The sequence below is a fragment of the Oceanimonas doudoroffii genome, assembly GCF_002242685.1.
Classification (GTDB): Bacteria; Pseudomonadota; Gammaproteobacteria; order Enterobacterales; family Aeromonadaceae; genus Oceanimonas; species Oceanimonas doudoroffii.
Genome location: NZ_NBIM01000001.1, coordinates 2,033,768 through 2,050,976, shown reverse-complemented (window position 1 = coordinate 2,050,976; position 17,209 = coordinate 2,033,768). Strand labels below are relative to the sequence as shown.

General features: G+C 60.0%; 18 protein-coding genes. 8 read left to right on the top strand and 10 right to left on the bottom strand.

Annotated elements, in window-relative coordinates:
• Positions 1-60 precede the first annotated feature (60 nt).
• Positions 61-465, top strand: a complete 405-nt coding sequence (locus tag B6S08_RS09490) for a DUF3461 family protein (protein WP_094200464.1) — start codon at positions 61-63, stop codon at positions 463-465.
• A gap of 42 nt (positions 466-507) precedes the next feature.
• Here B6S08_RS09490 and B6S08_RS09485 read toward each other — a convergent pair whose 3' ends face one another.
• Positions 508-756 (bottom strand): hypothetical protein, encoded by a 249-nt coding sequence (locus B6S08_RS09485; RefSeq protein ID WP_094200463.1) that lies wholly within the window; start codon positions 754-756, stop codon positions 508-510.
• A gap of 210 nt (positions 757-966) precedes the next feature.
• On the opposite strand from B6S08_RS09485, the gene B6S08_RS09480 reads away from it, so the two are divergent.
• Positions 967-1,305 (top strand): DUF3461 family protein, encoded by a 339-nt coding sequence (locus B6S08_RS09480; protein WP_094200462.1) that lies wholly within the window; start codon positions 967-969, stop codon positions 1,303-1,305.
• Positions 1,306-1,447: 142 nt separating this feature from the next.
• Here the strand turns inward: B6S08_RS09480 and B6S08_RS09475 are convergent, their stop codons facing one another.
• Together B6S08_RS09475 and uraH are read right to left on the bottom strand one after the other, a co-directional pair.
• Entirely contained in the window at positions 1,448-2,791 is a 1,344-nt protein-coding gene (locus B6S08_RS09475) for an NCS2 family permease (RefSeq protein WP_094200461.1), read from the bottom strand.
• A 91-nt stretch (positions 2,792-2,882) separates the two neighbouring features.
• A complete protein-coding gene (gene uraH / locus B6S08_RS09470) occupies positions 2,883-3,236 on the bottom strand; it encodes a hydroxyisourate hydrolase (RefSeq protein WP_094200460.1) in 354 nt (117 codons plus the stop codon).
• A gap of 360 nt (positions 3,237-3,596) precedes the next feature.
• Between uraH and puuE the strand changes: the two genes are divergently transcribed.
• The 3 genes from puuE to B6S08_RS09455 are packed head-to-tail and all read left to right on the top strand — an operon-like array spanning position 3,597 to position 5,600.
• Positions 3,597-4,517, top strand: a complete 921-nt coding sequence (gene puuE, locus B6S08_RS09465; protein WP_094200459.1) for an allantoinase PuuE — start codon at positions 3,597-3,599, stop codon at positions 4,515-4,517.
• On the top strand, positions 4,517-5,032 hold the full coding sequence (gene uraD / locus B6S08_RS09460; protein ID WP_094200458.1) for a 2-oxo-4-hydroxy-4-carboxy-5-ureidoimidazoline decarboxylase: 516 nt from the start codon (positions 4,517-4,519) through the stop codon (positions 5,030-5,032). Before puuE ends, uraD begins: the two co-directional genes overlap by 1 nt.
• 58 nt (positions 5,033-5,090) lie before the next feature.
• A complete protein-coding gene (locus B6S08_RS09455) occupies positions 5,091-5,600 on the top strand; it encodes an ureidoglycolate lyase (RefSeq protein ID WP_094200457.1) in 510 nt (169 codons plus the stop codon).
• A gap of 68 nt (positions 5,601-5,668) precedes the next feature.
• On the opposite strand, the gene B6S08_RS09450 is transcribed toward B6S08_RS09455, so the two are convergent.
• The gene (locus tag B6S08_RS09450) at positions 5,669-6,706 is read right to left on the bottom strand and encodes an AI-2E family transporter (protein WP_094200456.1); all 1,038 of its coding nucleotides are present in this window, start codon (positions 6,704-6,706) and stop codon (positions 5,669-5,671) included.
• Between the two features lie 135 nt (positions 6,707-6,841).
• Entirely contained in the window at positions 6,842-8,512 is a 1,671-nt protein-coding gene (locus B6S08_RS09445) for a methyl-accepting chemotaxis protein (protein WP_094200455.1), read from the bottom strand.
• Positions 8,513-8,717: 205 nt separating this feature from the next.
• Here B6S08_RS09445 and B6S08_RS09440 point away from each other — a divergent pair, with 205 nt between their 5' ends.
• A complete protein-coding gene (locus B6S08_RS09440; protein ID WP_094200454.1) occupies positions 8,718-10,646 on the top strand; it encodes a metallophosphoesterase family protein in 1,929 nt (642 codons plus the stop codon).
• On the opposite strand, the gene B6S08_RS09435 is transcribed toward B6S08_RS09440, so the two are convergent.
• The 5 genes from B6S08_RS09435 to B6S08_RS09415 form a co-directional block, all read right to left on the bottom strand.
• A complete protein-coding gene (locus B6S08_RS09435) occupies positions 10,609-11,028 on the bottom strand; it encodes a VOC family protein (protein WP_094200453.1) in 420 nt (139 codons plus the stop codon). The two genes, B6S08_RS09440 and B6S08_RS09435, sit on opposite strands and share 38 nt — an antisense overlap.
• A 121-nt stretch (positions 11,029-11,149) precedes the next feature.
• Positions 11,150-12,709, bottom strand: a complete 1,560-nt coding sequence (locus B6S08_RS09430) for a BCCT family transporter (RefSeq protein WP_165661185.1) — start codon at positions 12,707-12,709, stop codon at positions 11,150-11,152.
• Positions 12,710-12,729: 20 nt separating this feature from the next.
• Positions 12,730-13,848, bottom strand: coding sequence for a mandelate racemase/muconate lactonizing enzyme family protein (locus B6S08_RS09425; RefSeq protein ID WP_094200451.1), 1,119 nt, complete (start codon positions 13,846-13,848; stop codon positions 12,730-12,732).
• 11 nt (positions 13,849-13,859) lie between these two features.
• Positions 13,860-15,038, bottom strand: coding sequence for a UxaA family hydrolase (locus B6S08_RS09420; RefSeq protein ID WP_094200450.1), 1,179 nt, complete (start codon positions 15,036-15,038; stop codon positions 13,860-13,862).
• Positions 15,035-15,373: an SAF domain-containing protein gene (locus B6S08_RS09415; protein ID WP_094200449.1), complete on the bottom strand. Its 339-nt coding sequence runs from the start codon at positions 15,371-15,373 to the stop codon at positions 15,035-15,037. The genes B6S08_RS09420 and B6S08_RS09415 overlap by 4 nt, the downstream gene beginning before the upstream one ends.
• A 202-nt stretch (positions 15,374-15,575) precedes the next feature.
• Between B6S08_RS09415 and B6S08_RS09410 the strand changes: the two genes are divergently transcribed.
• Both B6S08_RS09410 and B6S08_RS09405 read left to right on the top strand, forming a co-directional pair.
• Positions 15,576-16,265 (top strand): GntR family transcriptional regulator, encoded by a 690-nt coding sequence (locus tag B6S08_RS09410; RefSeq protein ID WP_094200448.1) that lies wholly within the window; start codon positions 15,576-15,578, stop codon positions 16,263-16,265.
• A gap of 69 nt (positions 16,266-16,334) precedes the next feature.
• Positions 16,335-17,153, top strand: a complete 819-nt coding sequence (locus B6S08_RS09405; protein ID WP_094200447.1) for a DUF2797 domain-containing protein — start codon at positions 16,335-16,337, stop codon at positions 17,151-17,153.
• Positions 17,154-17,209 lie beyond the last annotated feature (56 nt).

The following is a 17,209-nucleotide window of genomic DNA, read 5'->3' as shown; positions in this document are numbered from 1 at the left end:
AACAGCCTTTTCGCCGGCGGGCGAAATGTGTTGAACACCGATTTTTTGAGATGGGCAGCAATGACCGAACACTACTCGACCCTCACCCAGATGGGTATTACCTCTTTTGACAACATCAGCCGCTATCAGCTCAGGCGTGAAGCCCGGGCCGACGTGCTCAAGATCTATTACCACAGGCCCAAGGGCTCGCTGTTGTCGCGCAGCAAGAAGTTCACCTTTGCCCGGCCTGGCTCCCTTGGCCCCATGGAATTTCAGAAAACCGAGCAGTGGCACCGGCTGGAAGACACCAGCCCGGTGCTGCGCCAGGCGCTGCTGGAGTTGCACCGGCTGCTGGGCGGCGAAACGCACAGCGACGAGGCGACCCTGGATACCAAGCAGCAGTTGCTGGCGGATCTGGAGCACATGGAGCGGGTGATGCAGGACAAGCTGGACGAATTGCGCCGACAGATAGAGGCGCTGAAGTAAGTTCTGAAGCGCAGGCATTCAGCCTGCGCTATCACTCGATCCTCAGGCCTGAACCGCCTGCTGCTGGCGCAGCATGGACTCGGCCATTTTTTTGCCAAATAGCTCCATGACCGCGGCCTCGTCGTCGCCGGCTTCCTGCAGCGCCGCCACCATGGCTTCCAGGGTGGGCTGGGTCTTTTCCACCAGTTGCTGCACATATTGCTCGGCGCTGACGCGAGTCAGGGCTTCGTACTGTTCAAACAGCGCGGCGAGCTCCGGGCTCAGTTCTAGGGTGAGGGTAGTTGCTGCCATAACGGCTCCTTGTCTTGTTTTGTTATATGCACAGGTAGTGTCCTTCACTCTAGGAGCGGCCAGGGTTTGGCATTAGCACCAGGACGGGCCGATCAATGGAGCCAGCTGGTCTCAGCGGCCGCCGGCAACTGGCTCTAATCACAGTCTGCGCAAGTGACTAGCCTTTGGTTAACACAATGTAAGCGAGTTGTTCGCGAACCGGAGGTTGTTATGAATCAGGCCTATCCCACCCTGGCCGCCATGGGCATTGAAGACATCGACCGTATCAGCCGTTTTCGCCTGCGTGACGCCGACACCCACAAGGAGCTGAAGGTCTGGTTCGAGCGCGATGCCGACTCCTGCCTGCCCGCCAGCCTCAAGTTTCGTTTTCCCCAGGTGATCAACCGGGAAGTGGCCCAGGCGCTGGATGCTGCCATTGACGAGCTGGAGCGGCTGCTGGGCCGGCAAAGTTCCCGGGAGCGGCTGCTGCAGGAGCTGGCCCGCTTTGAGCAGGTGATGAATGACAAGATGAGCGAGCTGCGTCGGCGCATGAGCCGGCTGGCGGGGTGAGTGTTCAAGATCCGGTTGTGAGGCCCGCTTTACAGGCCCGACTGCACTCGGGCGAGTCAGCCAGCGGCCCGATAAACCGGGACCTGCAAACCAACAAAAAAGCCACCGCGAACGGTGGCTTTTTGTATGCGGCAGTGGCTGCTTACATATAGATAAACTTGGCCACGAAGATGGCGCTCAGTACATAAACACCTACCGACACCTTGTTGGCCTGGCCGGTGGCTACCTTGAGCACGGCGTAGGCCACAAACCCCATGGCAATGCCGTTGGCAATGGAGAAGGTCAGCGGCATCATCAGCGCGGTCAGCGCCGCCGGGGCCATTTCGGTGTAATCCTGCCAGTCGATATTGGCCAGGCTGCTCATCATGGCAAAGGCCACGTAAATCAGCGCCCCCGCGGTGGCGTAGGCGGGCACCATGCCGGCCAGCGGCGCCAGGAAGATGGACAGCAGGAACAGGGCGGCAATGGTCACGGCGGTCAGGCCGGTGCGACCCCCGGCGGCCACGCCGGCCGAGCTTTCCACATAGCTGGTGACCGGCGGGCAACCGATAAAGGTGCCCACAACCGAAGAGGCGCTGTCGGCCTTGAGGGATTTCTTCAGGCCTTCAATGCTGCCATCGGCGCGGCGCAGGTTGGCACGCTCGGCCACGCCCATCAGGGTGCCGGCGGTGTCAAACATGTTCACAAACAGGAACGACAGGATCACGGTCACCATGGCCACATCCAGCGCACCCATGATGTCCAGCTTGAACAGGGTGGGAGTGATGCTGGGCGGTGCGGCAAAAATGCCGTTGTATTCCACCAGGCCCATGCCCAGGCCCACCAGGGTGGTGCCAAGCACGCCGATCAGCACGGCACCAAACACACGGCGGTGGGCCAGGGCGGCAATGATCAGGAAACAGACGGCGGCCAGCCAGGCGTTGGGGTTGGTAAAGTCCCCCATGCTCACCAGGGTGGCGGGGTTGTCCACTACTATGCCGGCGGTTTTCAGGCCAATCAGGCCGAGGAACAGGCCCACGCCCGCGGTCATGGCATAGCGCAAGGACTCGGGAATGGCGTCGAGTACCCATTCACGAATCTTCCAGAAACTCATGGCGGTAAAGATGATGCCGGACCAGAACACGGCGCCCAGGGCCACTTCCCAGCTGTAGCCCATCTCGCCGACCACGGTAAAGGCAAAGAAGGCGTTCAGGCCCATGCCTGGTGCCAGCCCCACCGGCCAGTTGGCGTACAGCCCCATAAACAGGGTGGCCACGGCGGCGCCAAGGCAGGTGGCCACGAACACGGCGCCCGCGTCCATGCCGGAGCTGGCCATGATGGTGGGGTTGACGAAAATAATGTACGCCATGGTAATAAAGGTGGTCAGACCGGCAACCAGCTCGGTTTTGACCGTAGTGCCATGGGCGCTGAGTTTGAACAACCTGTCCAGAAATCCCGAAGAGGTGGGAAGGGACTGAGGGGTTGGCTCGTGCTTGGCGTGTTCCATAACCGGAAATCCTCGTGGGTAGTGTGCAGACTGCCCATGCCGCCAGTCGTTCCCTGAGCCGGCGGCATGGGCAGGAGCCGTCTGCGACCCTTTAGCTACCGCGGTAGGTAGAGTAGCTGTAGGGCGCGATCAGCAGGGGTACGTGATAGTGCTCTTCGCCCTCGGCAATACCGAAACGGATAACAACGTCATCCAGGAACGCCGGCTCGAGCAGTTCAATACCTTGTTTCTTGAAGTAAGGAGAGGTGTGGAAGACCAGCTGGTATTTACCGGAAACATAGTCTGCACCTTCCAGGATGGGCGCATCGGTACGGCCGTCATGGTTGGTGTATACGGTGTTGATCAGCGTGGTTTGCTCGCCATCCACCTTGTACAGTTCAACCTTGATGTCGGAGCCGGGCAGGCCCTTGGCAGTATCGAGTACGTGAGTAGTTAATCTTCCCATTTTCAAGTTACCTTGCGCGTAAAGCGTCTTCAAAGTCCAAGGTACTGCCGACGGTCTTCGCCGGCAGAAGTGTTTTTACATCAAGACAACTGTCGAGTCTACATTATTTTAACATAAAGATATTTTTTTGACGCGCCAGTTCACATTTTTCAGCGCTGGGGTCTTGATTCATTGTCGATTGTCTTTGCTTTGGCGCCGCAAAGCAAGAATTGCCGGACCATTCCGATACAAAAACTAAACCGGTCATTTACATAAGTTGATTTTATTGTATACAATGGGAAGATTGTGACGACCGTCAAACTCTCTTTATCCGGCTGCTCCCGGCCGGCAGATAACCCGTTGTTTTTTAGGAGTTTTCCGATGAGCCAAAACAAAGACTATCCGCGCGACCTCGTCGGGTATGGCGCCAACCCGCCTCACCCCAAATGGCCCGGTGATGCCCGTATCGCCATCAACTTCGTACTGAACTATGAAGAAGGCGGTGAACGCTGTGTGCTGCACGGCGATGGTGAGTCTGAAGCCTTCCTGTCCGAAATGCCGGCGGCCGTGTCCTTCCCCGACGCTCGTCACATGAGCATGGAATCCATCTATGAATATGGCAGCCGTGCCGGTGTTTGGCGCCTGCTGCGCCTGTTCAAGCGCTACGACATTCCGCTGACCATCTTCGCCGTGGCCACCGCCATCGAGCGTTATCCGGAAATCGCCAAGGCGTTCATGGACGAAGGCCACGAGATCTGCTCCCACGCCTACAAGTGGATCACCTACCAGTTCATGAGCGAAGAAGAAGAGCGCGAGCACCTGTACAAGGCGCTGGACATCTTTGAGCGTGTTTGTGGCGAGCGCCCGCTGGGCTGGTACACCGGCCGTGACAGCCCCAACACCCGCAAGCTGGTGATGGAAGAGGGCGGTTTCCTGTATGACTCCGACTCCTACGGTGACGACCTGCCTTACTGGGTAGACAACAACGGCAAGGGCCACCTGGTGATTCCGTATGTCATGGACACCAACGACATGCGCTTTGGCCAGGGGTGCTACAACACCGGTGAAGAATTCTACCAGTACCTGAAAGACGCCTTTGACGTACTGTATGAAGAAGGTGCCGAAGCACCCAAGATGCTGTCTATCGGCATGCACTGCCGCCTGCTGGGCCGTCCGGGCCGCATGGCCGGTCTGGAGCGTTTCATCAAGTACGCCCGCAGCCACGACAAGGTGTGGTTCACCCGCCGCATCGACATTGCCAAGCACTGGCATGAGCACCACCCCTACAAAGGAAACAAGTAATGAGCCTGTTCAAGACCTGCAAGCCCAGCACCCTGGGCCGCGACGAATTCGTCAAGACCTTCGCCGACATCTATGAGCATTCTCCCTGGGTGGCCGAGCAGACCTTCGATCAGGGCCTGACCGAGGCCGACAACGAGATTGAACATCTGCACGCCCGCATGAGCGGTGTGATGCTGAACGCCGACAAGCAGGCTCAGCTTGACCTGATCAATGCTCACCCGGATCTGGCCGGCAAGGCTGCCCAGCGGGGCGAGCTGACCGAAGCCTCCACCAACGAGCAGGCCGGTGCCGGCATCAGCGAGTGTACCGCCGAAGAGTTTGAGCGCTTCACCTTCCTGAACAACGCCTACAAGGAAAAATTCCAGTTTCCTTTCATCATGGCGGTGAAGGGTTCCAATCGTCACCAGATCCTGGCGGCCTTTGAAGAGCGCATTCACAACGACTACGACACCGAGTTTGATCGCGCCGTTGCCGAAATCAACAAGATTGCCGCGTTCCGTTTGAACGACATGTAATCCAACCGGCGAGGCGCGTTCGTGCCTCGCCTTTCTTTCTTCTCTGCAGGAGGCAGCAATGATCAAAACTCTCAAGATCGAGCCGCTGACCAAGGAAGCCTTTGCTCCCTTTGGCGACGTGATCGAATCCGAAGGTCGTGATTATTTCATGATCAACAACGGCTCCACTCAGCGTTATCACAAGCTGGGCGAAGTGCAGCTGGACGAACAGGGCCAGGGCATCATCAATATTTTCCGCGCCGAAATGCTGGAATACCCGCTGCAGGTGAAAATGCTGGAGCGCCATCCCTTTGGTTCCCAGTCGTTCATTCCGCTGTTCGGTCATGACTTCCTGCTGGTGGTGGCGCCGGTTGGCGACGGCAGCATGCATATCGACCCGGCCACCGTGCGCGCCTTCCGTGCCACCGGTCGCCAGGGTGTGAACTACCACAGGGGCGTATGGCACCATCCGATCATGGCGCTGCGCGACAACGACGAGTTCCTGGTGGTGGATCGCAGCGGTCCGGGCAACAACTGTGACGAATTTTACTTCGACGAGTCGATTCAGCTGAGCATTGAGCTCGACTGAACCGGCATTGCCGAATAAGAAAAGGCCCGCACACCGTGCGGGCCTTTTTTGTCGGGGAAAGCCGCCGCTTAGCGGCCGTTGAACTCCCGCGTAAAGATATCCCAGAACACCAGGAACAGTGCCGCCACCAGGGGGCCGATGACAAAACCGTTGACCCCCATCAGGCTGATCCCCCCAAGCGTGGAAAACAGCACCAGGTAGTCGGGCAGCTTGGTGTCCCGGCCCACCAGCAGCGGCCGCAGCACATTGTCGGCCAGGCCGATGACCAGGGCGCCAAAGGCCACCAGCACGGCGCCTGACAGCCACTCGCCGGTGGCGAACAGGTAAATGGCCACCGGCAACCACACCAGGGCCGCGCCTATGGCCGGGATCAGCGACAGAAACGCCATCACCACCCCCCACAGCAGCGGGCCGGGAATGCCCAGCACCCAGAAAATAAAGCCGCCCAGGGCTCCCTGGGCCATGGCCACCAGAATGTTGCCCTTGACCGTGGCCCGGGTCACTTCCGAGAACTTGGCAAACAACATGCGCTCGCGGTCGTCGCCCAGGGGCAGGGCCCGCACCATCAGCTCGGTGAGCTGGTTGCCGTCGCGCAGCAGGAAGAACGCCAGATACAGCATCAGCGCCACGTCCACCACAAAGCCAAAGGTGCTCTGGCCGGCGGTGAGCGCCTTTTCCGCCAGCACCTTGCTGCCGGCCAGGGCGGTTTCCGAGAGCTTGGCACTGTCCAGGTTGATGCCCAGCTGGCCGAGCAGATCGGGCAGCAGCGGAAAGGCGTTGCGCACCTGGGTCAGCAGCTTGCCCGGACTGACCTCGCCCTGATCGATACGCTGATACAGCGCCAGTCCTTCCTGAATAAAGGAGGTGGCGATAAACAGCACCGGCAGCACCACGATCACCACACATACCAGCAGGGTCAGCAGGGCGGCGCGGTTGGGCTTGTGGCCAATGCGTCCGAGAATACGGTGCTGCAGCGGCGAAAAGATCACGGTAATGGCGCAGGCCCAGAAAATGGCGCCCCAGAAGGGTTTGAGCACCAGGCCGAACAGCAGGCTGACCAGCAGCAGGGTAAACAGAAAGGAACGTTGTTCGAGTTTTTCGCGCATGTTGGCAAGGATCCGAAAGAAACGGACAGCCAGTGTAAAGAAGGGCGGTGGGACTGGCCAGCGGTTAAAGGGGGCCGGCGGTCAGAGGCCGCCGGCATGTGCACTCAGCTTGCAGCTGGTTACTGCCGCTCAGACTCAGCTGGTGCGGTAGCGACCCACCAATTGTTGCAGGCTGCTGGCCAGCTCACCCACCTGACGGCTGGTTTCGCTGGCGGCCCGGGAGCCGGCGTTGGTCTGCTCGGCAATGGCCACTATCTGGTGCACATTGGTGTTGATGCTTTCCGACACCTGGGTTTGCTCTTCCGCGGCGCTGGCGATCTGGGCGTTCATCAGGTTGATGGTGTTTACCGCGGTGCCGATGTCGAGCAGGGCCTCGTCAATGCGTCTGGCCTCGGCCACGGTGTGACTGCTGCCGTCGCGAATGCTTTCAATGGCCTGTACCGCCTCCTTGGCTCCCTGCTGCAACTGGGTGATCATGGTATGGATCTCCTCGGTGCTGGTCTGGGTGCGGCCGGCCAGGGTGCGTACCTCGTCGGCCACCACCGCAAATCCCCGGCCCTGCTCGCCGGCCCGGGCCGCTTCGATGGCGGCGTTCAGCGCCAGCAGGTTGGTTTGTTCGGCCACGCCGCGGATCACGTCAAGAACGGTGCCAATCTGCTCCGATTCCTTGCCCAGCCGCTGAATGATATCCACCCCGGCCGCCACTTGGTTTTCCAGGCCGTCAATCACCGCTATGGTGCCCTGCAGCTGATGCTGGGCATTGGTCACCAGGCGTTCAGCCTGTTCGGCGGCCTCGGCGGCGTTGGCGGCGCTGCTGGCCACTTCCTGGGCGGTGGCCGACATCTGGTTCATTGCGGTGGCCAGCTGATCGCTTTCGTGGTGCTGGCGATCAATGCCGGCTTCGGTTTCCCGCATAAAGCGCTGCAGTTCGTCACTGGCCTGCTGCAGGGTGTTGGCGGAGTGGCGGGTGTTCTGCACCAGCTCGCTTATTTGCCCGGCAAACTGGTTAAAGCAGCGGGCTAGGGTGCCCAGCTCGTTGTGCTGGCCGGCATCGAGCCGGCGGGTCAGATCCCCTTCCCCCTGAGCGATGTTTTCCATGGTGACCACCGCCTGGCGAATGGGGGCGTGAATGCCCCGGGCGATGACCAGGCCGACGGCGGCAATCAGTGCCAGCAGCAGGGCCGCCGACAGGGCGGAATTGATCATGCCCTGGCGTACCGAGGACGACAGCTCCCGCTCCAGGGTTGCCACTGTGGCCAGCAGATCGTCGATGTAAAAACCGGTGCCGAGCAGCCAGTCGGTGCCGGGTACGGGCATGATATGGGCCAACTTGGGCGCGCCTTCGTCGCTGTTGGGCTTGGGCCAGCTATATTCCACATAGCCGCCGCCGTCCCGGCTCAGCTCGATGTATTCCTGCACCAGGTGGCGGCCGTCCGGGCTGGTGGCATTGAGATAGTTATTGCCTTCCCGGCCCGGGTTGTCGGCGCTGACCACCTGTACGCCCCGGTGATCGTAAACGAAGAAATAGCCGGCGCCATTGTCAAAGCGCAGCCGGCGCAGCTGATCCCGGGCAATGGCGGTATCGCCCCGAGCCAGCAGTGGCTGAATGCTGGTGATGGCCAGCTCCATGTAATTGGCCAGTTGTTGCTTGCGGGATTCCAGCAGGGAGCGATGCAGGCTTTCGCCGCTGAGCTCCTTGAGGCGCATGGATTGGGATACATTGACCCAGGTGCTGACCGCGGCCAGCAGCAACAGGGGCAGCAGGGCCAGCAACAAAATCTTTTGCCTGATGGAAAGTCGTTTCATCCTTGATCTCACCATTTGGTTGTTTACATGGTTGTATCATTTTGTTTCATAAGTGTCATTAAAGATGATACAAAATAACCGTTTCGTCACCGAGTGGCGTCTTCAAGGGTAACGGCAGAAGTCGTCCGGCCTTGAGGGGGCTTTTCTTTCAAGCTCGAGCGGCAGTGGTTATCATGGCCATGTTGATTTACCCATCGGATGTTTCATGGATTCCACCATTCTCGCCGGCCCCCTGCTGCGCCGCGCCAACAGTGAACGCCTGGTATTCTGGCTGGCCAGCCGCGAAGCCCTGAACTTTCGGCTGTGTCTGCCCGGCCGCGACCCGCTGCCATTTTCCGGTGACGGCCACCGGCAACTGCGGGTGGGCGAGTCGTGCTTTATTCAGTTGCTGGATCTGAGGCTGGACGACCCCCTGCCCACCGACACCCATCTGCCCTACGATCTGCAATGGTGCCGAGTGAACGAACCACACTGGCAGGGCATGGCCGACTGGGGCGGGGAGCTGTGTTACCAGGGGGAAAGCCTGCCGGCGCTGGTGATTCGGGAGCGGCTCGACAGCCTGCTGCACGGCTCTTGCCGCAAGCCCCATCATGCCGCCCCCGACGGTCTGGTGGCGGCGGATGACTGGCTGGCCGAGCGCCACCGGCAGCCTCGGCAGCGGCCGGCGCTGATGATGATGAGTGGCGACCAAATTTATGCCGACGACGTGGCCGGCCCCATGCTGACCGCCATTCACCAGTTGATTGAGGTGCTGGGGCTGTACGACGAGCAGCTGGAGGGGGCCCTGGTGGCCGACAGCGCCGAGCTCTTTGCCAGCCCCCTCAACTATTACCGGCGCAATGAGCTGCTGCCCGACACGCGGGCCAACGTGCCGCTGCAAAAGCGTTTTTTTGAAGGGGCGCGCAAGCCCATCTTTACCACCAGCAGCGCCGCCAACCACCTGATCACCCTGGCCGAGGTGCTGGCCATGTATCTGCTGGTGTGGTCGCCGGTGCCCTGGCGGCTGCTGCCCGATGACCGGCCGCGGCTCGACGGCAAGCTGGCCGAGCGTTATCAGCACGAGCGGGACCGGCTTGCGGCCTTTGTGGATGGCTTGCCGGCGGTGCGCCGGCTGCTGGCCAACCTGCCCAGCCTGATGATCTTTGACGATCATGACGTGACCGACGACTGGAATCTCACCGCCGCCTGGGAGGAAAGCGCCTATGGCCATCCGTTCTCCCGGCGGATCATTGGCAATGCCCTGGCGGGCTACCTGATCTGTCAGGGCTGGGGCAATGATCCCGACGCCTTTGCCGGCGAGCCCCTGGAGCGCTTGCAGGCCTGGAGCCAGGATCCTACCGGCGCGTACCAGGATCGGCTGATCGACAGCCTGCTGGCCTTTGACGGCTGGCAATATCAGCTCGACACAAAACCCCGGCTGCTGGTGCTCGACACCCGTACCCGGCGCTGGCGATCCGAGTCCAATTTCAGCCGGCCGTCCGGATTGATGGACTGGGAGGCGCTCACCGAGCTGCAGGGCGAGATGCTGCACCAGGAGTCGGTGGTGGTGGTGTCGCCCACACCGGTGTTCGGGGTGAAACTGATCGAGGTGATCCAGAAGATCTTTACCTGGCTGGGCAAGCCGCTGCTGGTGGACGCGGAAAACTGGATGGCCCACAAGGGCACCGCCAACGTGATCCTGAATATCTTTCGTCATGCCCGCACGCCGGCCAACTACGTGATCCTCTCCGGCGACGTGCACTACTCCTTTATGTACGACATTCGCCTGCGACACCGGGGGGGCGAGCCCCATATCTGGCAGATCACCAGCAGTGGCATCAAGAATGAGTTTCCGCGCCGGTTGCTGGACGTGCTCGACCGGCTCAACCGCTGGCTCTATGCGCCGCGCTCGCCGCTGAACTGGTTCACCCGCCGGCGTCGGCTGCGCATTACCCCGCACTCACCGGTGGCGGCGTCTAAGGGCGAGCGGCTGCTCAACCGCGCCGGTATCGGCCATGTGCGTTTTAACGAGCAGGGCGAGCCGGTGTGCGTGCAGCAGATTACCCACGAGGGCGTGGTGGACTTTCTTGAGCCGGTGGACAGCCTGAAGCCGGGGCTCAGTGCGCGGCCGGACCGAGAGGCTGACCAAAGCTGAATTCCACCTGGTTGCCGTTGGGATCCTTGACCCCGCAGTAATAGCCCACCGGAAAGGGCTCGTCCCGGGGCGGCCACAGCAGGCAGCCCGCCCGTCTGGCCTGCTCGGCCAGGGCGTCCACCGCCGCGCGGCTGGGCAGGGCAAAGCCGAAGTGGCGGTAGTCCCGCTCACCCAGGTGCAGATCCTCGCCGCCGTTCATCAGCACAAACACAAAGTCCTGCTCCCGGCCCGGCTCCGCCAGCCACACGATGGTCTGGGGGCCGCTTTCCCGCCGGTGGGTTTCTGTCATGCCGCAAAAGTCCCGGTAAAACAGCAGGCAGGCGTCGAGATTGCGCACATGCAGGGCGAGGTGAGTCAGACGCGGATAGTGCACGGGGGCCATGGCGTGCTCCTTGATGAGTTGAGGGGGGCGTGAGGCTGAGTATGGAAGCAGGGGCTCAAAAAGCAAAAAGGGCAAAAGCACACGCTTTCGCCCTTTTGAGTTTTCCGGTTTACAAGCTGGCTCAATCGGCCGCGATGACTGCCGGTTGTTCGTCGGAATGTGAAGCCTGCCGGCTCAGGGTCTCCCTGCCATTAAGCCAGCGAAAGAAACCGTACAGCATGATAAAGATCACTACCATCAGCGGCAGTGAAGTGACGATGGCCAGGGTCTGCACCGTGCTCAGGGGGGCGTCGATAAACATCATCGCCAGGGGCACCGCCGCCAGGATCAGGCACCAGAACAGCCGTAGTGCCGTAGGCGGGTTGGCGTTTTCGTCGAGCTGGTTGGAGGCGGTGGCCGCCAGGGTAAAAGACGCCGAGTCCAGGGTGGTGGCAAGGAACAGCACCGACATCACCGCAAACACCAGAATAAACAGGGTACTGAACGGCAGGGTCTTAAGCACTGCCACTACGGTAGCCGAGCCGCCAATGCTGTTGAGCGATTCGGTGACGTTGACCAGATCGTGGAGATGGGTACTCATGCTGTAGCTGCCCAGTACACCAAAGAAGATAAAGCAGCCGGCGCTGCCACCCACGACCATGCTGAGGATCACTTCCTTCAGGGTGCGGCCCGCCGACACCTTGGTGACGAACAGCGCCATAAAGGGCACATAGGTCATCCAGTAGGCCCAGTAGAATACGGTCCAGGATGTCGGGAAGGATCCACCTGCCACCGGATCGGTCCACAGGCTCATGCGAATAAAGTTCTGCAGCATCAGGCCGTAACCGTTGACGGACTGATCGATGATAAAGGTAGTCGGCCCCAGCACCAGAATGGCCAGTACGAACAGCACCGCCAGTTTGGTGTTCATGTCGCTTAGCCTGGCCATGCCCTTTTCGATGCCCACGTAGGAGCTGACGGTAAACAGGGCGGTAATGGCCAGCATCAGTCCCAGGTTCATGCCAAAGCCGTTTTCGGTGCCCAGCAGCGAGGCGATGCCTTCGGTCACCATGGGCACGCTCAGCCCAAGGGTAATGCCCATGGCGCCGACGCAGCTGAAGATGAAGATGGTGTCGATCACTCGGCCCACGGCGGCATTGTAGAAACGCCCCATGATGCTTTCACACACGGCGGACAGCTTAAGCTGGGAATTCTTGCGCACGTGAAAGGAATAGGCCACCGGCAGTGAGGCAATGCAGTACAGCGACCAGGCCGAAATGCCCCAGTGGAACATGTTGTAGCTGGTGGCCCACTCTGCCGCCATGGTGGAGTGGGGGGCAATGTCGTAGGGCGGGTTCATGTAGTAATAGCCCCATTCCAGAAAAGCCCAGTACACGGTGGCCGATCCCAGGCCGGCGCAGATCATCATGGCCAGATAGGTAAACAGGCTGTACTGGGGCTTGTGTTCACCCAGGCGAATGTTGCCGTGTTTGCCAAAGGCGATGCAGGCCAGCACGATGACGCTGAAAAAGCCAAACAGCAGGTACAGTGAACCGAACTGCTCGGTGAGCATGCCAAACAGTCGCTTGGCAATGGCATTTCCCTGCTCGGGATAGACAGACAGACCCGCCACGATAAAAAAGATGGTGGTCAGACTGACCAGCATCAGCGGTTTGTCGATGGTGTTTCTTGTTTGCTTCATGCTGAATGATTCCATTTCATTTATGACACACGGTACCGGTCGAGGATGTCTTCGTTGAGCTCCACACCCAACCCGGGTGAGTTCGGGACCGGAACATGACCCTGTTCAAAAGGCAGGAGGTTGGCCACCAGTTCGGTGAACAACGGACTTTGACTCTGGGAGTATTCCATCAGGGTGCCGTGTTCACTGGCGGCAAGGAAATGCACCGAGGCGGCCAGCAAAATGCCGGTACTGAATCCGTGGGGTACCAGTTGCACGCCATACAACTGAGCCAGATCGTAGATCTTCCTCATTTCGGTGATGCCGCCGCAGCGGGTGATGTCCGGCTGTACGATATCGACCCCGGAATGCTCCAGAAAATGTTTGAATTCGTAACGAGTGGTGAGCGATTCGCCCCCGGCCAGCTTGGCCTTGAGCTTTCCCGCCAGCCGCTGATAACCGGCCAGATCGTCGGCCAGTACCGGCTCTTCAATCCAGTTCAGGTTGAAGGGCGCCAGGCGTTCGGCCATCCAGGCGGCGTGCCCCGAGGTGCGCCACTTCGACGCCAGATCGATCTGCACTTCTATGTGCTCGCCCACGGCTTCACGCACCGCCTTGACGATGCGCACATCGGTATCGGGATCGTCGCCGAACACGCCGCCGCCAAACTTGATGCTGGTAAAGCCCTGGGCTACCAGTCCGGCGGCAATGGCACCGTTGGCCTCGGGGTCGGCATCGGGAATAAAGGTGCCGTAGGCCTTGATGCGATTCCGGTACCGCCCGCCCAGCAGGGTATGGAGCGGCACCTGGTAAAACTGACCGGCAATGTCCCACAGGGCTATGTCGATCGCGCTGATGGCATGAATGCCGGCGCCCCGGCGGCCCACGTAGTTGGACGCCCAGTACATTTTGTTCCACAGCCGCTCTATCTCCAGCGGGTTTTCACCGATCAGCAGCGAGCGCAGACCGTGGCAATAGAGGTTGGACTGGGGCGTTTCAATGCAGGCCTTGATCACGGCGGGAGAGCTGTCTGCTTCACCCACGCCAATCAGGCCGGTGTCGGTGTGCACCCGCACAATGACCGCGTCTTCGCCCCACTCGCACTCCTGATCCGCCGCCGGCACCCGCAGGCAAATCACTTCCACATCGGTTATATGCATTTAATCCTCTTTTAAACCGGTTGGGCATGGATCAGCGTTTCCAGGCGCTGGTCCTTCTGATAGAGCGAGCAGTAGGCAAAGCCGACTTCCTCAATGGCGGTTTGTTCTCCGTCGATAACCCGGCCCAGGCAGTCGAGCACGTCGCCGGCCGCCTGCTCCACGCTTTGGGTAGCCGACATGATGCCGCTTACATCCACGTCGATGTCTTCGGTGATAAGCAAAGCATTGCCGCTCACTCGAATCACCGGCACGATCGGGTTGCTGAAGCCGGCCCCGCCGGTGGTCCACAAAATGACCTGGGTCCCCAGGGCGGCAAAGTGCATGCCCGAGCCACCGCACAGGTGAGTGGTTTCCGACAGGTACATACCCGGCGCTTTAGGTGTTTCGATTCCTTGCGGGGTAATGCGCAGCACGTCCTGAATGGGGCGGGTGCCGGTTTTGTGCAGGGCGCCCAAAGCCTTTTCTTCCAGGGTGGTGAGGCCGCCGACACTGTTGCCGATGCTCATGGTTTCCACCTCGGTACCGGGCACGTGCCAGCGCTGCTCTTCTTCCTGGATCAGCCGCTCCAGCTTGTCGGCCACCGCTGGGCTGACCGCCCGCTGGCGCAGAATGCTTTCGCAGCCAATCAGCTCAATCAGTTCGCCGGCCACACAGCTGGCACCGGCATCTACCAAGGCATCCACTGCGCGACCCACCGCCGGGTTGGATGCGATGCCGGAGCTGGTATCGGAGCCGCCGCATTTCACTCCCACCAGCAGCTCGCTGAGGGCCACCGGTGCTATCGGGATTGTCGCCGCCAGCGCCACCAGCTCTTTTGCCAGGGCGACACCGTCGCGAATGCTCTGACGCGTGCCCTTGTTCCTGATGATCGACAGCCGCCGGACCGGTTTGCCCGCCTGCTCTATCGGAGTGGCGATCAGGGTCGGGTCTATGCTGCCGCAGCCCATGTTGAGTAGCAGTACTCCCGCCACATTGGGATTAAGGGCGGCACCGGTCATGATATTGACCAGTTCTTCGTTGCCGGCATACATGCAGGTGTAGTGATTGGTGACGATGACGCACTCGCTGACCTGCTGACGCACGGCCTGGGCGATGCCCTCGGCACATTCATCAATGGCGATGATCAAAATGTGGTTGCGAATGCCAACCTGGCCATTGGGGCGCCGGTAACCCTGAAATTCCTGTTTCATTCGGTTTCGATCCGCATCTGGTCAATGATCTGCCCGATAATGGCGGGCGGAATGTCGAGCCGCTGGCTGCGCACGTTTTGGACGTGCACCAGCTCACCTGCTGGAATTGCGGAGATGGCAACGCCAATGGCATGGCCTGCCTTGCTCACGGGCTGCCCGGAAGCAATGGCGTGCAGCGCCATCTTGTTGCCAAAGGGAATGGCCTGGAGTGCCTGATAGCGGCCAACCAGCCGATTTTTATCGTCGATAACGTCGACTGCTTGATGCTTTAGCGCATCGCTCAGCAGGGTGGCCACGTTGTCCTGTTGGGCCAGACGAATGGCTTTAACTGTCATATGAACTATCCTTTTGTTGATTGTCCTACAATCTACAGTCGGCGATTATACATATGTTAAAACCAAGTAACAGCGTAAAATGTGTGTATTTTTTGGCTGCTCATCACACATATTTGAGCGGCGGAATGCCGGCAGCACGCCTTTCGTGGTGCGGAATCCGGTACAATGCTCTCGCTCGATTCACTCTAACGATTGATATGTAATGAAAAAAATCATTAAAAGCAGCCTGGAGGAACAAGCCGCCGATTATCTGCGCGAGCTGATCCTCAGTGGTCATTTCCGAATGGGGCAAAGGCTGGTGGAAAGTGCCCTGGCCCGGGAGCTGGAGCTGTCGCGCAGCACGGTGCGCATGGCGCTGAACACTTTGGCCCACGAAGGCATAGTGGTTCAGACCCCCTATGTGGGCTGGCAGGTGATAGATCTGAATGAGCATGATCTGTGGGAGTTATTTCATTTGCGGGTGGCTCTGGAGCCTATTTCCGCCTGGCTGGCGGCCGAGCGGCTGAGTGCCGAAGGCCGCGAGCGGCTGCGGCAAATGATGAATTTGTTTCTGGAGAAGGCCGCTACCCCCGGGGTGGATAGTCAGGAGCTGAGCAGAATGGAGCTTAGCCTGCACAGCCTGATTGTGGAGCTGAGCGAGAACCAGCGGCTTTACGGCATATACCAGAACGTGGCCAACCAGATGCTGATTTATTTCAACATTGATCTAGTCACCCATGAGCCGGCGGAGATTGCCGCCAGCCATCAGCCGTTGGTGGATGCCATCTGTGCCGGTAACGCCGAGCTGGCGTCACGACTGGCGAAAGAAAATATCACCACCTTTAGCGAGATCGGCGAGAAGTTCAAGGCGCGTTTTGAGCAGTCCCGCCAGCGAGACGCGGGCGAGCGCTGATCCGGCGCCGGGACTCTCATTCACTCGGCTGATAGAATGGCTTCATACCATAACAATGATGAAGCAAGCATGAGCAACCTCACCGGAACCCTGATCAAGATGCCGGCGCGGCTGGATGCGCCCGTGGCCTATGAACTGGCCCTGGGCGAGCACCGCATCGACCTCAATGCCCGCCTGGGCCAGCCCCTGAAACTGACCTTCGGCGGCAATATCTATTGCGATGCCTGCGGCCGCAAAACCAAAAAAAGCTACTCTCAGGGCCACTGCTTTCCCTGCATGAAGAAGCTGGCCCGCTGCGACATGTGCGTGATGAAGCCGGAAACCTGCCACTATTTTGAGGGCACCTGCCGTGAGCCCGAGTGGGGCGATCGCAACTGCATGGTGCAGCACATCGTCTATCTGGCCAACACCTCGGGTATCAAGGTGGGCATCACCCGCCATACCCAGGTGCCCACCCGCTGGATTGATCAGGGTGCTACCCAGGCGCTGCCGATTCTGAGCGTGGCTACCCGCCAGTTGTCCGGTTTTGTGGAAGTGGCCCTGGCCGATATGGTGGCCGACAAGACCAACTGGCGCGCCATGCTGAAGGGCGATGAAACGCCCATCGATCTCAAGGGCGAAGCCGAACGTCTGCTGCCGGAAATCAAAGAGAAGCTGGCCGAGCTCACGCTCAAATACGGCAACGAGGCCATTACCGTGCTCGATGAACCCCCGGTGGAGCTCAGCTACCCGGTGCTGGAATACCCGACAAAGATTGTCAGCCACAACTTTGACAAGAACCCCGTGGTGGCCGGCACCCTGCTGGGCATCAAGGGGCAGTATCTGATCCTCGACACCGGGGTGATTAACCTGCGCAAGTTTACCGGCTACGAAGTCACCCTGGACTGAGTGTGTCAGACAAAAAAAGCCGGCCCACAGGGGCCGGCTTTTTGGTCCTGGCGACA